Raw genomic sequence first — 16836 nt, 5'->3', positions numbered from 1 at the left:
GAAGGGGATTTTATTTCGTCTGGAAGAATTTTAATTCACAGAGGCACCTATGATAAAATAAACATATAACCGCAAAGGAGCTGAAATAAGTGAACATTATTTTCCATGGTCAAAGCTGCGTCGAAATTCAATTAAAGGAACACAACCTCATTATTGATCCTTTTCTTACAGGTAATCCGCAAGCAACGGTCAAAGCGGAGGATATTAAAGTGGATTATGTCCTTGTTACCCATGGACATGCAGATCATGTTGGGGATACCGTAGCCATTGCGGAGCGAAATAATGCAACAGTTATTGCTCCGAATGATTTGGCCAGATATTTAGGCTTCCAAGGGGTTCAAACACATGGGATGGGAATCGGCGGGGCTTTTGAGTTTCCTTTTGGCAAAGTGAAACTGACGTTAGCTTTACACGATTCTTCCTATAATCCACCAGGCACGAAGGAAAACATTTATACGGGGATGGCGAGTGGTTTTGTGCTAATGGTAGAGGGGAAAACCATCTATCACGCAGGGGACACGGGGCTATTTAAAGATATGAAACTAATTGGCAAATTGAATGATATCGATCTGGCGTTTCTGCCAATTGGCGATAACTACACGATGGGACCGGATGATGCGGTCATCGCGGCGGAATATTTGAAAGCCAAAACCGTTGTCCCCATGCACTATAATACGTTCCCCGTGATTGAACAAGATCCCGACAAGTTTGTTGAAAGCCTGGCTGAAGAAGGTATCAAAGGCTTAGTTATGAAGCCCGGACAACAAATAACACTGTAAGTGCGATCGATAAGGCTTTATACCTATGAGTTAACTTTCGGTGTCTTTGTTCGATTGTCGATTCTTCCAGAATAGAACGGTGAGCATACGCTCTACCCATTCTTTATCTTCTGCCGTTAAGACAAAGCCATCGAACATTAACTCATTTTCACGAAGAAAACGACGTAGGTTAACGGGATTGCTTTCAAATTGTTGGTTTGTGTGCGAGGATTCGAGATATCCAGCAATGTCCATCAGTTCGGAGTAGGATGTGTTAAGCCCTTCGGATAATTTCATCAAGACGTCGGGTGACGGAATCCCGCGGTTTCCATTCTCCAGTTGTGAGATATAAGCCGCGGATACACCTGAGCGATCAGCTAGCTCGCGAATTGTGAAGCCTTTCATTTTACGCATATCCCTTAATTTATCGTAAAAGTACATAACTGTTCATCCTCACTCGTCATAGTAAACATTAGTAAACGTTTTAATACTAACAGTTTACTAAAGTGATTTCAATCCAATTTCGTAAGGGATTATTGGTACTCGTTGCTCACATTTATAATTACTAAAGTAAACTTTAATGATTGCATTAGCTATTATTGGGAGTTATACTTCTAGTAGGACAATGTGAGGACGGGGGGCTGAGATTCAACGATGCATATCCGAATACTAGCCAAGACGGATGTTTTTATTAAGGCGAGGGTAACGAAAGGCTACTCACAACGCGAGCTGGCGCGACACTCAGGCTTGAGTCATGCGTACATAAGCTTGCTTGAGCGGTCGATCAAATCTGTGGGTCCATCAACAGCTAAGCGATTAAGCGATGTACTAGAGATGGAGTTAGAGGAGCTTTTTCATATCAATATTGCCTGAGAACAAATAAAACCGATGCCCCTGAATAAGGAGAGCATCGGTTTTGTTTGTATTTGAAAGAAAAGTATACTTTATTTCACAGTTTTGTTATAGGCACCAATTTTCTCCGTAATACTCTTAGCTGCGTTATCCAGCGCTTCTTTTGGCGCCTTTTTGCCAGCCAAAGCCTCTTCGATAGCAGTTTCGACGATTTGACGAGCTTCTGGGAATACACCCATAACCGCACCTTGGGTTGCTGTGTTCGCTTTTGTATTGTGCAATTGATCAATTGCCGTTTGGAATTGCGGGTATTTCGTAATGTTATCTTTGATAATCTGTTCATCATAGGCTTTCTTTGTAATCGGGAAGTAACCTGTGTTTACGTTCCACCATGCTTGTGTTTGCGGATTAGTTAGAAACTTAATAAATTCCCATGCACCTTGTTGCTCGGCTTCCGATTTGTTATTCAAAATATAGAGACTTGCCCCCCCTACAACAACGCCGCCTTCTTTGGCATCCGATGGCTTAGGAAGCGGGCCTGTACCTACTTGGAACTTGCCTTCAGCGCCGCTGACAATACCGCGAAGTGATGCTGTGGAATCCAATGTCATGGCGATTTGACCAGCTAGGAAAGCTTTTTTCGTGTCATCCGTTTTACGGCCAAGGTTGGCGGATGTTTTGCTGTCGACCATGTCTTTCCACCATGTTAATGTTTTAACGCCAGCTTCATTGTTGACCAGGGCTTCTGTTGCAGCAGCGGTGCGGCCATTACCGTTATTAAGGAATTCAACACCTTGATTCGCGAAGAATTGCTCCATGAACCAGCCATAGATCGCAAAGGAAGAGCCGGATTTCCCATCTTTACTCAGTGCTTTAGCGGCTTTCGTAATTTCTTCGTAAGTGGTAGGTGGTTTCTCAGGATCGAGACCCGCAGCTTTTAACATATCTTTGTTGTAATACAAGATTGGGTTAGAAGTATTGAATGGCATGGAATTTAGTTTGCCATCGACTTTATAGTAACTCAGAATGTTCTCTTCGAGCTGGGAAAGATCGAATTTATCGGCATCAACAAATTTTTGAACAGGTGTAATGGCTTTGGAATCGATCATGAAGCGGGAGCCGATTTCGTAAACTTGAATGAGGGAGGGGCCGCTTTTGGTATCCATCGATGCTTTCATTTTGTTGATGCTCTCATCATAAGTACCTTGGAATACAGCCTCAACCTGTACATTCTTCTGTGAGCTATTGAAATCTGCCACTAATTTATCGACGGCTTTGCCAAGTTCTCCGCTCATCGAATGCCACCAGATCACTTTAACTGGTTCAGTTGGTTTTTTAACATCCGCTGATGCGGTGCTTGTCGCAGGTTTGCTTTCTGTCGTACTGCCTGAAGTCGTTGTTTCTGCTTTACCGCATGCACTAGTTAATAGCACCATAATTGCAGTCATAGCAAGGATGGAGCTTCTTGTTTTCAATGTTTTCATATTCTTAGTTTCTCTCCCTTATCTCTTTTCTAAAATATATGGAAATCTGATTCAGCAAGGTTGCTGAACAGAGTGGCCATCAAAGATGGACTAACCTTTCACAGCACCAGCCGTAAGTCCGCGAACGAGCTGTTTTAAACCGAGGACAAGCAATAGAAGGGATGGCAGCAAGACGATGGTTACACCTGCCAGAACCAAATTCCATACGGTTAATTCTTCGAATTGCAGCATCGCGATACCAATTTGCACGGTACGCATAGCTTCGCTGTTCGTGATGAGCAGCGGCCATAGATACATGTTCCATGCATTTAAAAAGGCATAAACAGCTAGCGTTGCCAAGGCTGGACGTCCGAGTGGAAGCACAATTCGAAGGAACATGCGAAAGTGTCCGCATCCATCGATTCGCGCTGCTTCGAACAGTTCTTTGGGCAGCTGCAAGAAGAATTGCCGCAGAAGGAAGGTTCCGAAGGCGGTAGCAAGGAAAGGTACGGTTAGACCCTGCATGCTATCGAGCCAGTCCCATTTTTTGATCGTCAAATAATTGGGAATAATGGTGACTTCCCACGGAATCATCATGGTAGCCATGAAAAGCGCAAAGATGAAAGCTTTGCCCTTAAAGCGAATATTGGTGAAGGCATAGGCAGCCATGCTCGATGTAATTAGCTGTCCCAACGTAATAACAATAGAGACAATTAGACTATTGGTTACAAATTTAGCGATAGGCACAAGCTTGAAGACGGCGATAATACTGCCCATATAGAAGCTGCTAGGCAAGAAGTGAGGCGGATAGGCGGATGCTTCCTCGGGCGTCATCAATGCGGATGAGAACGTATAGAAGATGGGATAAAGGACAAGTGCGGCGCAGATGATCAAGAAGGTGTAGACGAATGTATTTTGCAAACGAGTGATCATTGATAATGCACCTTCCTTTCAAAAACCTTAAACTGAATGACTGTGAAAATAAGGATAATGGTAAAGAGAACAAGTGCTTGCGCGCTGCCTGTTCCGAACCGGAAGTTGATGAATGCATCCTGATATAAGGTGTAAACAAGTACATCTGTGGAGTTGACTGGCCCACCTTTGGTCAGAATATGAATTTGTCCAAAGGACTGAAAAGCACCGATGATAGATACAATCGTGACGAAGAACACAGTCGGTGAAAGTAAAGGCATGACGATTTGAACAAAGGTACGAACGGGACCGGATCCATCGATTTTGGCGCTATCATAGATCTCATCAGGTACGCCTTGTAACCCGCTGAGCAAGACAATGTAAGTGAATCCGAGATTCATCCAAACCGTCATCATGGAAACGGAAAGCAGTGCCCATCTGGGATCAGTCAGCCAAGCTACAGGCTCTAAGCCTACTTGCTGGAGCAGGTAATTCAACATGCCGACACTCGGGTGAAACAGCATCATCCAGATCACCGCGGAAGTTCCTACGGATAGGACGACAGGCAGTGAGAAAATGAATTGAAAGATTCGCATGCCTTTGAGTTGATTGTGGGTAAACGCAGCGAGCATCAGCGCGATGACGATTACGGTAGGAACTGTTAGTAGCGTGAATAGGCCAGTAACTCCTAGACTCTGATAGAATCGATCTGAGGTGAAAATAGCAGTGAAATTATCGAAACCTACGTAGGATGCTACCCTGCCCCTGGGATCGGTTTCGTGTAAACTAAGATAAAAGGTTTGTATCAATGGATAAAACAAAAAGATAGCAAACAGCAAGAGCGAGGGAGCTAAGAAGACATAACCCAGTATGGTCTCCATCCAGCTTTGGCTGAGTATTGCCTTGCGTGGATATGCTGCATTTGCATTCGTTTTTATGTTTCTTGGTTGAGGTAAATCACGTTCCATAGCATTCATTTCAAGCTCCTCCATAACCCTTATTCGACAAGTACTATGTGTATTAGATTAACGCTCGTTTATTTGACCAATGTTAAATTCACGTGAAGTATTTGTATATTTATAGAAACCTTTACAAAATCAATAGAATTGTATACTGGGCAAAATCAGGTCTATTCAACTATAATTTGAGCATATTTAGATAGCTTATCTATCTTATCTATATAGGAGAGTGAACCATGAATAGACAGAAACCGATCGTAATTGGACATCGCGGCGCAGCTGGTGAAGCGCCTGAAAACACATTAGCAGCTTTCGCATTAGCTTTAGAACAAGGGGCTGAGGGGATTGAACTTGATGTCCAACTAACGAAAGACGGTGAGATTGTCGTCTGTCATGATCTTACTGTGGATCGTACGACAGATGGCTCCGGACTTATTTGTGACAAGAGCTGGGAAGAGTTGAAGTCGCTAGATGCTGGTTTCTGGTTTTCGGAGGCTTTCACGGGAGAGAGAATCCCTCATCTGCGGCAAGTATTCGAGCTTATACCACGAGGACATCTCATTAATGTGGAAGTGAAGCACGCCTACGAAGGGAAAATGGAGAAGGCGCTGCTGGCATTTATAGACGAAATGGATAGATGGGAAGACACCGTAATCTCTTCCTTTGATCACAAAGTGATTCACAGGATCAAACAAGCGCAGCCTATCGCGAAAGTGGGACTGCTCTATGCAGCCAATTTAATGGATCATGCGGCCTATGCTAAGCAATTGGGGGTAGGTGTGAATTCCTTGCATCCGTATCACCACTGTATCGACAAGGAGGATGTTATCGCGGCTGAGGCCGCGGGACTGGCTGTTTATCCTTATACGGCAAATGATGTTGCGGATTATAAAAGGTTAATTGCTGCAGGTGTTACGGGGATTATTACCGATTATCCGGCACGGTTGCGGGAGCTTCTACAAGCGTAGAAATAGAAAAGAAACGGCGAGGATCACACTGAAAAGTGTGGTCTTTTTTTTGCCTAATATTGCTATTTCAATCAACTTACTAAAAAAATAGCGAGAAAACGAATATTGTTGTTATAATATCGTCAAAGGTTCGGTCACTTATAAACAAAAGGGGTAAATGAGATGCTGTCCTGGATTCGAAGTATAGTAGGGATTAATCGCAGCTTCAGGGTGAAACTTATCCTCAGTTTATCCATCATTATTTTATTAGCTTTTTGCTTGACCGGTTATTTAACCTATCGCTATAATTTAACGCTGTTTGAGGAAGAAATCAGTAAGCAGTTCACTAGCACGAACGATGAAGCGCTCGCGAAGCTGGATCTCAAGGTACAAGAGGTGGTTCGAGTATCGCAAACGGTTGTGTTTAATCCAGCCATTGAGAAGCTTATTTCACGCCTTAATTTAAGTGAAGACTACGATGCCTTTAATCGCTACTATGATAAAAAGCAAATCGAAGATCAGATCTATCAACTCAAATCCGATGCTCCATATATTACGGGGATGTATTTATACGACTTGACGGGGAATCCATCGTATTTCAGCTATACGACTTCCGCGATTAATGTGCCTAATGCGAATGTATACCAAGTGATTCGTTCCAAACTTAGCGACACCTCTGGTGATCTTGTGTGGATAAGCATACCAATGGCATCCTCAATTGAGCCCAGTGGGTTTCGAAATACGATTATTGTGGCAAGGTTTATGAAAAATAGTAATTTAACGACGTATGGTGTACTTGTCATGGCTTTTGATGAGTCTTTCTTCTCAGGCTCGCTCAAGGAACTGACGAAGGCAGGGCAGGGTCTTGTTTATCTGTTTAATAAAAATAACGAGCTATTATTTACGAATTCGCCAGTCCATGTAGATCAACTGGAAGTGCTTCGAAATTTGAATCAAAAACAGCTCTTGGAAAACCATTTGTATGTACAGGGACAATCTGAGGTAACTAATTTCAAGCTTGTCAGTGGCACATCGCTAACGGAAATTCAATCGAAGAGTCGAGATTTGTTTAAGATGATCGTCTACTCTGGTTTGGTTAGCATCCTGCTTGCTAGTGTGTTAATTGTACTTTCCACGGGCATTTTTCTCCGTCCTCTCAAGGATTTATTGTTAGGTTTGCGTAAGGTAAGGTCGGGTGATTTTGATACTCGGATCGAAATTCGAACCCACGATGAATTAGCTTATATGGGAGAGAGCTTTAACGCAATGGCCGAGCAGGTCGGGCGTTTAATTAAGGAAGTGTACTTGACGCAGTTAAGTGAGAAAGAGGCAGAGCTTAAAGCGTTGCAAGCCCAATTAAATCCTCATTTTCTGCACAATATGTTTAATGAAATTTATTGGAAGCTCTACTTGCAAGATGAGACCGAGACTGCCGCCTTGATCGCTGCCATTTCGGAAATGCTGAAATACTCATTGATGCCTGTACGAACGCTGACTACAGTGAAGGAAGAATGCCAGCAGATTCGTAACTATTTGAAAATACAGAAAGAACTGTTCGAAACGGATTTGGAGACGATCATTCAGGTTGATGAAGAAGTTGCCAACGTTCAGGTGATGCGGTCACTCCTTCAGCCTTTAGTAGAAAATGTGTTTATGCATGCTTTTCGTAATATGGTGTCGCAGAAGGTATTGATCATCAAAGCAAGCAACCGCGATGGCTTTCTAGAGATCGATGTTACGGATAATGGCTGTGGTATGGATGAGAAGGCTATTTCACAAATCTTAGGCGAACATGGCTCATCGTTGCCTCATCGCTCAGATGGACGAGAAAGTCTAGGTGTACGGAGTGTTGTGCGCAGGATTGAGCTCGTGTATGGAGCACCGTTCCGATTGGAAATTACAAGCATGCTGGGAAGTGGGACAACGATGCGTCTGATTCTGCCTCTTCTTCCTAATAACGAGAAAGGAGAACACTAGGATGAGAAGCGGACGAGTATTGATTGTAGAAGATCAGTTGAATTTTCGGAAAGGACTTATTAAGATGCTGCAGGGTGGAGACTTGGGCTGGCAAGTAGTTGGTGAGGCTGGCAATGGGCAGGATGCCTTGGCGATGCTAGAGGAGCTTAAGCCTGATCTGGTCCTAACGGATATTCGTATGCCCATCATGGATGGCATTGAATTCGTAGGACATCTGCGGAAGAATCATCCTGATATGATTGTTATCATTTTGACAGGATACAAAAATTTCGAGTATGCCCAAGCAGCAGTACGGCTAGGCGCGTTGGACATTCTAATCAAGCCATGTACAGAAGACGATGTACGTCAGATTATGAATAAAGCCTCTGAACGGTTCTATGAGAAGTATGCGCAGCAGCAGAAACAGCAAATGCAGCTGCAGCTGCAGCAAGACCAAGAGCTGCGTGCCGTATTGCTAGACCTTCCTTATGAAATGAGCACACTAGCAAGGATGAATGGCGCATTAGCCGGTAAAGAATTGTGGCTGCTTCACATGAACAATGAAGATTTGGCGAATAAGACGAGTGGTAAAAGAGACATGAGCTTGCTTCAATTCGCTTTCTCCAATATTGTGGAAGAGCTGGTGAAGGGAGCGGGACTGGAAGCGCGGCTCTTATTAGTGGATCATGACACCTTCCTATTGGTAACGGGACTGCATCAGGTTGAAGTGAGTCTGCAAGAAGCTATTCCTACAGCATCCTTTGAATTTTTGAAGATTAGATCAAGTATGGTTTCTATGGGCCTCGCGCCATCGGCTAGCGACTTGGCAGAATTATATGTGTTGACGAAAGGAGCAGTCTCAGATCCAATTAAAATCCCTTCGATGAGTGGAGGTGAGGCGGGATCCGGAGTCATGCTCTCACTGAATCAAGCGAAGGTCCGAGAGATGGAAGTCCAGCTCGTGTCGGCCATTCTTGTCGGTCAAGAGGATAGCTTGCATGTGCTATTGAATCGCGTACTTGCAGAACTAAAAATCACTTCGCCGGAGGAAATGCGAATTGGCGCATTGTCACTTTCGATTGCCTTGCATGGGACCATACAGAAGCAATTCGATCCAGATGACAACAATGCGTTAGCGAGACTTCCGAACGAAATGCCCCAGATTCATTGGACCTCCAAGGAGGTAATGGATTGGGCTGCTGAACAAGTGAAGCACTTCCTGCTCCAATTCAACCAGTGGCAAGCGTCCAAAAGCGATAATGTCATCGAAAGAGCAGTTAAATATATTGAAGAACATTACAATGAGGAATGCCGATTAACGGATGTCGCGGCTCATATCCATTTAAACCCAAGTTACTTCAGTGTCGTTTTTAAAAAGGCTACCGGGGAAAGCTTTACACGCTTCGTTACGCGTGTCCGTATGGATAAGGCGGCATTGCTGCTTCGGAATACGGATATGAAAATATTTGAAATAGCCTGTGCCATTGGGTTTGACGAACCGAACTATTTTACGAATGTATTCAAACAGCAATTCCAGATGTCGCCCAAGGAGTACAGGAGTGGGAAGCTAACGCCTTAAGAGTAACTGGATTAGACGGATATTAATTTGAAAAAAAGTCATTGCGAGTAAAAAGAAAATGTTGTATGATCGGATTAAGCGCTTAACCCCTAAACGGGTGAGCGTTTAAAAATTGAAAGATTAAGCGCTTAACCTCTGAGTGGAAGGGAGATTTACATGCGTACAATTCGACTTACAATGGCACAAGCACTACTTCGCTTTCTGGACCAACAGTACATTTCCATCGATGGAATTGAGACTAAATTTGTTAAAGGTGTCATGGGGATTTTCGGACATGGCAATGTAACTGGGATTGGAGAAGCGTTGGAGTTTAGCGCAGGTGACCTTACGTATATACAAGGCAAAAATGAGCAGGGAATGGTCCACGCTGCAACCGCTTACGCGAAGCAAAAGAACCGTCAACAAATCTATGCCTGCACAACCTCAATTGGGCCAGGCGCACTAAATATGGTAACGGCTGCGGCAACTGCGACCGTCAACCGCATTCCGGTTCTACTGCTGCCGGGGGATAATTTTGCTTCGAGACAGCCGGATCCAGTACTGCAGCAGCTTGAAATTACTGCCGATTACACGGTATCCGCAACGGACCCTTTCAAGACAGTGAGCAAATACTGGGATCGGATCGTTCGCCCTGAGCAATTGATGAGCGCAGCTACCCAAGCGATGCGGGTATTAACGGATCCTGCGGAAACAGGAGCGGTGACCTTAGCGCTTCCCCAAGACGTGCAGGCAGAAGCCTACGACTATCCGGAAGCCTTTTTCGATAAGAAAGTTCACTATATCGATCGTCGCCCAGCGGCAACTGAAGCGATAAACCGAGCTGCTGCGTTGTTCCACGGTAAGAAGCACCCGTTAATTATTGCTGGCGGCGGTGTACTCTATGCAGAAGCGACGAAGGAGTTAGCGGAGTTTGCAGAAGCGTTCGGTATTCCAGTTGCGGAAACGCAAGCAGGGAAAAGTTCGATGCCTTGGAACCATTCGCTGCATGTCGGCGCGATTGGCGTGACAGGAGCACTCGCTGCGAACAAGCTAGCGAAACAAGCTGATTTGATCATCGGTGTGGGCACGCGGTATTCCGACTTTACTACAGCTTCCAAATCTGCCTTTGCAAATGACAATGTGACATTCATCAATATCAATATCAGCGGCTTTGATTCTTCGAAGCTAGGCGGTATCTCGATTACAGCTGATGCGAAAGAAGCACTAAATTTGCTGCGTGAAGCGCTGACATTCCTCGATTACACTAGCGGCTACGAGACAGGTTACATAGCATCTTTGAAAGACGAATGGGATCGGGAAGTGGACCGTTTATATCAAGCAGAGTGTGCTGAAGGCTTTGCTCAGACGAACGCGCTCGGTGTTATCAATGAAACAATTGATTCCTCTTCCGTTGTTGTTTGCGCAGCGGGAAGCTTACCAGGCGATTTGCACCGTTTATGGCGTTCAACAGAGCCCAAAACGTACCATATGGAATACGGCTTCTCTTGTATGGGATATGAAGTGAGCGGTGCCTTCGGGGCAGCTTTGGCGGAACCCCAACGTGAGGTTTATGCGATAGTCGGAGATGGCAGCTACTTAATGCTTCACTCGGAATTAGTGACGAGCTTGCAAGAGGGGCAGAAATTCACGATCCTGCTGTTCGATAATCATGGCTTCCAATGCATCCACAACTTGCAGCGCAGTCAAGGAAGCGAAGGTTTTGGGAATGAATTCCGTTATCGGGAAGCGGGGACGCGCAGGCTGACAGGAAGCTATATGCCGATTGATTTCGCAGCACATGCTCGCAGCTTGGGCGCGAAATCATACAAAGCTACGAATCCGGAAGAGCTTAAAGCGGCGCTGTTGCAAGCGAAAGCAGAAACAGTGACAACGTTGATCGAAATCCCAGTCGTGCCTGGCACTAACACAGGCGGCTATGAGTCATGGTGGAATGTTGGCGTACCTGAGGTATCCCAAAGTGCCAAAGTGCTAGCAGCCCATGAAGAGATGAAGAAAAACATACAAGCGGCTAAACCCATTTAAATAAGAAGAGGTGACCTCACGATGGAAGAACTACCGTTTAAGCTAGGCATTCATCCTATTAATTGGGTGGGAGAGGACGTCAAGGAACATGGCGCTGATACCACATTTGAACAGATCGTAGATGATATTCAAAAGCTTGGATTGACTGGAACAGAGATGGGGCGTAAATACCCAACGGATATCAACGTACTGAAGAAAGAGTTATCAGATAGAGGCATCAGCCTCGTATCCCAGTGGAAATCCGTCCTATTCTCAGATCCTGCATATAGAGAAGAAGAGCTGGAAGCCTACCGCAAGCATGCGCAATTTCTAAAAGAAATGGGCAGCACGGTGATCTCTACAGCGGAAGTCGGGGGATCACTTCATTTTGATCCGCGTCGTACACCGAACGAGAAAGAAGTGCTTCGCCTTGATGAAGCAGGCTGGCAGAGCTTAGCGGAAGGGCTTAATCGCGCTGGAGCCATTGCCCAAGAGTATGGACTGAAGCTGACCTACCACCACCACGGTGGAACGGTTGTTGAATCACCAGAAGAAATAGATCGATTGATGGAGCTGACTGATCCTTCCTTGGTCTACCTGTTGTTTGATACAGGGCACACCTACTATGGTGGTGGAGATCCGTTGACGGTACTACGCAAACATTACAACCGAATCGCTTATATACACTTGAAAGATATTCGTCAAGCCGTACTTGATGAAGCTCGCGCCGAGCAAGTTGATTTCGTAACTTGTATTCGCAAAGGGGTGTTTACCGTTCCAGGGGATGGATGTCTTGATTTTGCACCGATTTTCAAAGAATTATTGGCTCGTGAATATACAGGATGGGCGATGCTCGAAGGCGAGCAAGACCCTGCAACACATAATGCTTACGAATATGCGAAGAATGCACTGAACTATATCCATTCCTTATTAATCAAAGAAAGCAGGTAATAAGACCATGACCTATGTGACTTTTCCGCAAGCGAAATCACTTGATTTTGTAGCAATCGGCAGATTATGTATCGATTTGAATGCGAACGAAATTCACCGTCCAATGGAAGAGACGATGACGTTCACGAAGTATGTTGGCGGGTCGCCTGCGAACATTACGATCGGTATGTCCCGATTAGGGATGAAAACAGCTTTTATCGGCAAAATCGCTAATGATCAAATGGGTCGTTTCATTGCTACCTATCTAGAGAAGAATTCCATTGATACTAGCAATGTTGTAACGGATCGTACAGGGGCTGTGACAGGATTAGCTTTTACCGAGATTAAAAGTCCAACCGATTGCAGTATCTTGATGTATCGCGATAACGTGGCTGATTTGAAGCTGACTCCGAATGAAGTTCAGGAATCATTGATCGCTGGTGCAAAAGTATTGCTGATTTCCGGTACGGCTCTTGCTCAAAGCCCGTCGCGCGAAGCTGTGTTTCAAGCGTTGGATTACGCGAAAAAGCATGGCGCAGTGATCGTATTTGATCTTGACTACCGTCCATACACTTGGACATCACCGGAAGAAACGGCTGTGTACTATAATCTGGCTGCTGAGAAATGCGATATCATACTTGGTACACGCGAAGAGTTCGATATGATGGAGAAATTTGAGCATAATCCGGAAAAGGATGACCACATCACGGCTGCCAAATGGTTCGACTATTCAGCGAAGATTGTCATTATCAAGCATGGAAAAGACGGTTCTATCGCCTACACACCAGATGGTGTTGGTCATCGCGCAAAGAGTTTCCCAGCTAAAGTAGTTAAGACATTTGGAGCTGGTGATTCTTATGCTGCTGGCTTTATCTATGGGGTAATGCAAGGTTGGACGCTGGAGAAAAGTATGGAATACGGAAGCGCTGCTGCGTGTATCGTCATTTCCAGCCATAGCTGCTCGGATGCTATGCCAACTGCTGCACAAGTGGATGATTATATTGAACGTTGCAATCGCGGAGAAATCACGGCTTCATAATGACTACTTAAAATTAAAGGAGCAATCGATATGACACATACATTGAAAAACTGGATTGGCGGCGAATGGGTCGCATCATCCGCAACACAAACGGAGCCTGTTTATAATCCTGCAACAGAAGAGATTCTAGCTTATATTCCAATTTCGACCAAAGAAGAAGTAGATCAAGCGGTTCGCAATTCGCAAGAAGCTTTTCAATCTTGGAGCCGCACACCTGTACCGAAGAGAGCAAGAGTTTTATTCAAATACCAACAGCTTCTAGTTGATCATTGGGAAGAGCTGGCTCGCATCGTTACGAAAGAAAACGGAAAAAGCTACTCCGAAGCTTACGGTGAAGTGCTTCGCGGTATCGAATGTGTTGAGTTCGCCGCTGGTGCACCTACACTGATGATGGGCAAACAGCTACCGGATATTGCTTCCAATCTTGAGTCCGGTATGTACCGTTACCCAATCGGAGTTATTGGCGGAATCACACCATTTAACTTCCCGATGATGGTACCTTGCTGGATGTTCCCACTTGCGATCGCTTGTGGTAATACGTTCGTATTGAAGCCATCGGAGCGTACGCCTCACTTGGCTAATCGCCTTGCAGAATTGTTCCACGAAGCTGGTTTACCAGCGGGTGTGCTTAACATTGTGCATGGAGCACATGATGTGGTGAATGGTCTTCTCGAGCACAAAGACATTAAAGCAATTTCCTTCGTTGGCTCCCAGCCAGTTGCAGAATATGTGTATAAAACAGCTGCAGCGAATGGGAAACGCGTTCAAGCACTAGCAGGCGCGAAAAATCATTCAATCGTCATGCCGGATGCGAACTTATCCATTGCGGTGAAGGAAATCACGAACGCGGCATTCGGTTCAGCAGGTGAGCGCTGTATGGCATGCTCCGTCGTGGTGGCTGTAGGCGATGTAGCGGATACGCTAGTCAGCAAGCTGCTTGAAGCGGCAGATGCGATTACGATTGGTAACGGCAATGATGAAGGTGTGTTCTTAGGTCCTGTCATTCGTGGCGGACACAAAGATCGTACATTGAAATACATTGAAATCGGTGAAAATGAAGGCGCCATTATGGTTCGCGATGGTCGTAAAGACGCAGCGACTGGGCAATCAGGCTACTTCGTTGGCCCAACAATCTTCGATCAAGTACAATGCGAGATGAAAATTTGGGAAGATGAAATTTTTGCTCCAGTACTTTCCATCGTTCGCGTTAACACGTTGGAAGAAGCGATTGAGCTTTCCAACCGTTCCGAGTTCGCAAATGGCGCATGTCTCTTCACGCAAGATGGCAGCAACGTACGCCAATTCCGTGAAACGATTGATGCTGGGATGCTTGGCGTTAATCTTGGTGTACCTGCACCGATGGCTTTCTTCCCATTCTCTGGCTGGAAAAAATCTTTCTACGGCGATTTGCATGCCAACGGTACGGATGGCGTGGAATTCTATACACGTAAAAAGATGGTAACGGCTCGCTGGTAACAGCGAGTTTCCGCTAGAAAGGAGAGAAATTCATGACACTCGTCTCAATGAAAGACATGCTGCAGACGGCGTTAGAGGGTAAATATGCCGTTGGGCAATTTAATTTGAATAATCTTGAATTCACACAGGCGATCTTACAAGCGGCACAACTCGAACAGGCACCCGTGATTCTTGGTGTTAGTGAGGCGTACATTCCCTATATGGGTGGACTGCCCTGTATTGCAGGCATGGTGAAAGCCTTGATCGAGCACTATGGCATTACAGTGCCGGTTGCGCTTCATTTGGATCACGGCAGTTCGTATGAGGTATGTATTAAAGCGATCCACGCTGGATTTACCTCGGTGATGATCGATGCTTCCCATCACTCGCTTGAGCATAATATCGAAGTTACGCGTCAAGTGACGCAAGCTGCGCATGTGCTTGGTGTTTCCGTGGAGTCAGAGCTAGGTCGAATCACAGGACGTGAAGATGATCTGGTTGTGGATGATGCTGATGGCATGTATGCGGTGGCTGTGGATTGTGTGAAAATGGTTCGTGAAACTGGCATCGATTGTTTAGCCCCTGCGCTTGGCTCGGTGCACGGTCCTTATCGCGGACAGCCAAAGCTTGGTTTTGAACGTATGGCTGAAATTAAAGCGCTGACAGGAGTACCCCTTGTGCTGCATGGGGGAAGCGGGCTTCCAGATGACGAAATTCGCCAAGCAATTGCCTGTGGTACAGCTAAAATTAACGTCAATACAGATAATCAAATCGCTTGTACAGCAACGATTCGCACATTTTTGAATGATCATCCGGATGCGTATGATCCTAGGAATTATTTAATCCCAGCTAGGGAAGCGATTATCGCATCAGTAAGAGCCAAAATCCAATTATTCGGAAGCGCTGGTAAAGCGGGAGGGAACGTAGGATGAAAAAGGTTAGAATCGGTATTATCGGCGCAGGCCGTATTGGTAAAATCCACGCGGACAATTTATTGCGGAACCCGCAAGTTGAAATTATGGGAGTAAGTGATCTGTTTGCAGGTCCTGAGTTAGAAGCATGGGCAGCAGACCGCAATATCGCTATTGTTACAAAGGATAGCAACGTACTTATATCTCATCCAGATATCGATGCCATTTTCATTTGTTCTTCTACAGATACACACGTGCCGTTGATTGTGCAAGCCGCGCGTGCAGGTAAACATATTTTCTGTGAAAAACCAATCTCGATGGAGATCACGAAAACAGAATCAGCCATTGATGAAGTTAAAAAAGCAGGCGTGAAGCTGCAAATCGGCTTTAACCGTCGATTTGATCATAATTTCAAACGCGTTCAAGAAGTGGTGCAATCTGGTGGTATTGGTGATCCGCATATCATTAAAATTACTTCCCGCGACCCGAACCCGCCTCACATCGATTATGTGAAAGTATCAGGCGGTATCTTCATGGATATGATGATTCACGATTTTGATATGGCTCGCTATGTGTCTGGCAGCGAGGTTGAAGAAGTTTTTGCGGTTGGGAATGTACTGATTAACCCGGATTTTGCTCAGCACGGTGATGTGGATACAGCGGTTGTGACACTGCGATTCGCAAATGGCGCGCTTGGTGTGATTGATAACAGCCGTCAAGCTGTTTATGGGTATGACCAGCGTGTTGAAGTGTTTGGCTCCAAGGGCAGTGTCGTAGTTGCGAATGATCATCCGAATACGGCTGTGATTTCAACAGCTGACGCAATAGTGAGTGATAAGCCTATGCATTTCTTCCTTGAGCGTTATCAAGCAGCTTATATTGAAGAAACGCAAATGTTTATTGATGCGATTTTGAATGATAAGTGTGTGCCTGTTAGTGGCGATGACGGCGTTCAAGCTGAACGAATTGCACTTGCTGCGAAGCTATCTTCCCGTTTGGGGAGACCAGTGAAAGTGAGCGAAGCCTTGGAATTGCTTAAGCAATCTTCAGTAGTTTAGAGGAAAGAGGGAGACG

At 45.3% G+C, this 16836-nt stretch carries 15 protein-coding genes; 11 read left to right on the top strand and 4 right to left on the bottom strand.

The window, feature by feature from the left end:
• The first annotated feature begins 89 nt into the window (after positions 1-89).
• The gene (locus tag AC58QG_RS11770) at positions 90-779 is read left to right on the top strand and encodes a metal-dependent hydrolase (protein WP_497362230.1); all 690 of its coding nucleotides are present in this window, start codon (positions 90-92) and stop codon (positions 777-779) included.
• Between the two features lie 30 nt (positions 780-809).
• Here the strand turns inward: AC58QG_RS11770 and AC58QG_RS11765 are convergent, their stop codons facing one another.
• Positions 810-1172 carry a helix-turn-helix domain-containing protein gene (locus AC58QG_RS11765; RefSeq protein ID WP_497362229.1) on the bottom strand — a complete coding sequence of 121 codons (363 nt, stop codon included), beginning with the start codon at positions 1170-1172 and terminating at the stop codon, positions 810-812.
• A gap of 240 nt (positions 1173-1412) precedes the next feature.
• Between AC58QG_RS11765 and AC58QG_RS11760 the strand changes: the two genes are divergently transcribed.
• On the top strand, positions 1413-1631 hold the full coding sequence (locus AC58QG_RS11760) for a helix-turn-helix domain-containing protein (protein WP_497362228.1): 219 nt from the start codon (positions 1413-1415) through the stop codon (positions 1629-1631).
• A gap of 71 nt (positions 1632-1702) precedes the next feature.
• Here the strand turns inward: AC58QG_RS11760 and AC58QG_RS11755 are convergent, their stop codons facing one another.
• From AC58QG_RS11755 to AC58QG_RS11745, 3 genes are all read right to left on the bottom strand, one after another.
• Positions 1703-3094 (bottom strand): ABC transporter substrate-binding protein, encoded by a 1392-nt coding sequence (locus AC58QG_RS11755; protein WP_497362227.1) that lies wholly within the window; start codon positions 3092-3094, stop codon positions 1703-1705.
• 90 nt (positions 3095-3184) lie between these two features.
• Entirely contained in the window at positions 3185-4006 is an 822-nt protein-coding gene (locus AC58QG_RS11750; RefSeq protein WP_497362226.1) for a carbohydrate ABC transporter permease, read from the bottom strand.
• Positions 4003-4866, bottom strand: a complete 864-nt coding sequence (locus AC58QG_RS11745) for a carbohydrate ABC transporter permease (RefSeq protein ID WP_497362839.1) — start codon at positions 4864-4866, stop codon at positions 4003-4005. The genes AC58QG_RS11750 and AC58QG_RS11745 overlap by 4 nt, the downstream gene beginning before the upstream one ends.
• Positions 4867-5180: 314 nt before the next feature.
• Here AC58QG_RS11745 and AC58QG_RS11740 point away from each other — a divergent pair, with 314 nt between their 5' ends.
• The 9 genes from AC58QG_RS11740 (at position 5181) to iolG (ending at position 16820) form a co-directional block, all read left to right on the top strand.
• Positions 5181-5912, top strand: a complete 732-nt coding sequence (locus tag AC58QG_RS11740; RefSeq protein ID WP_497362225.1) for a glycerophosphodiester phosphodiesterase — start codon at positions 5181-5183, stop codon at positions 5910-5912.
• 162 nt (positions 5913-6074) lie between these two features.
• Entirely contained in the window at positions 6075-7868 is a 1794-nt protein-coding gene (locus tag AC58QG_RS11735) for a sensor histidine kinase (RefSeq protein ID WP_497362224.1), read from the top strand.
• A 1-nt stretch (position 7869) separates the two neighbouring features.
• Positions 7870-9426, top strand: coding sequence for a response regulator transcription factor (locus tag AC58QG_RS11730; protein ID WP_497362223.1), 1557 nt, complete (start codon positions 7870-7872; stop codon positions 9424-9426).
• A gap of 156 nt (positions 9427-9582) precedes the next feature.
• Entirely contained in the window at positions 9583-11448 is a 1866-nt protein-coding gene (iolD, locus tag AC58QG_RS11725) for a 3D-(3,5/4)-trihydroxycyclohexane-1,2-dione acylhydrolase (decyclizing) (protein ID WP_497362222.1), read from the top strand.
• Positions 11449-11469: 21 nt separating this feature from the next.
• The gene (gene iolE, locus AC58QG_RS11720; protein ID WP_497362221.1) at positions 11470-12378 is read left to right on the top strand and encodes a myo-inosose-2 dehydratase; all 909 of its coding nucleotides are present in this window, start codon (positions 11470-11472) and stop codon (positions 12376-12378) included.
• Between the two features lie 7 nt (positions 12379-12385).
• Positions 12386-13396, top strand: coding sequence for a 5-dehydro-2-deoxygluconokinase (iolC, locus tag AC58QG_RS11715; RefSeq protein ID WP_497362220.1), 1011 nt, complete (start codon positions 12386-12388; stop codon positions 13394-13396).
• A gap of 30 nt (positions 13397-13426) precedes the next feature.
• A complete protein-coding gene (locus tag AC58QG_RS11710) occupies positions 13427-14872 on the top strand; it encodes a CoA-acylating methylmalonate-semialdehyde dehydrogenase (protein WP_497362219.1) in 1446 nt (481 codons plus the stop codon).
• Between the two features lie 32 nt (positions 14873-14904).
• Positions 14905-15783 carry a class II fructose-1,6-bisphosphate aldolase gene (gene fba, locus AC58QG_RS11705; RefSeq protein ID WP_497362218.1) on the top strand — a complete coding sequence of 293 codons (879 nt, stop codon included), beginning with the start codon at positions 14905-14907 and terminating at the stop codon, positions 15781-15783.
• A complete protein-coding gene (gene iolG / locus AC58QG_RS11700; protein ID WP_497362217.1) occupies positions 15780-16820 on the top strand; it encodes an inositol 2-dehydrogenase in 1041 nt (346 codons plus the stop codon). The genes fba and iolG overlap by 4 nt, the downstream gene beginning before the upstream one ends.
• Positions 16821-16836 lie beyond the last annotated feature (16 nt).

It is taken from the genome of Paenibacillus sp. J22P169, from assembly GCF_059691995.1.
The sequence above is the reverse complement of the archived record's forward strand: the minus strand, read 5'-3'. Positions and strand labels throughout refer to the sequence as shown.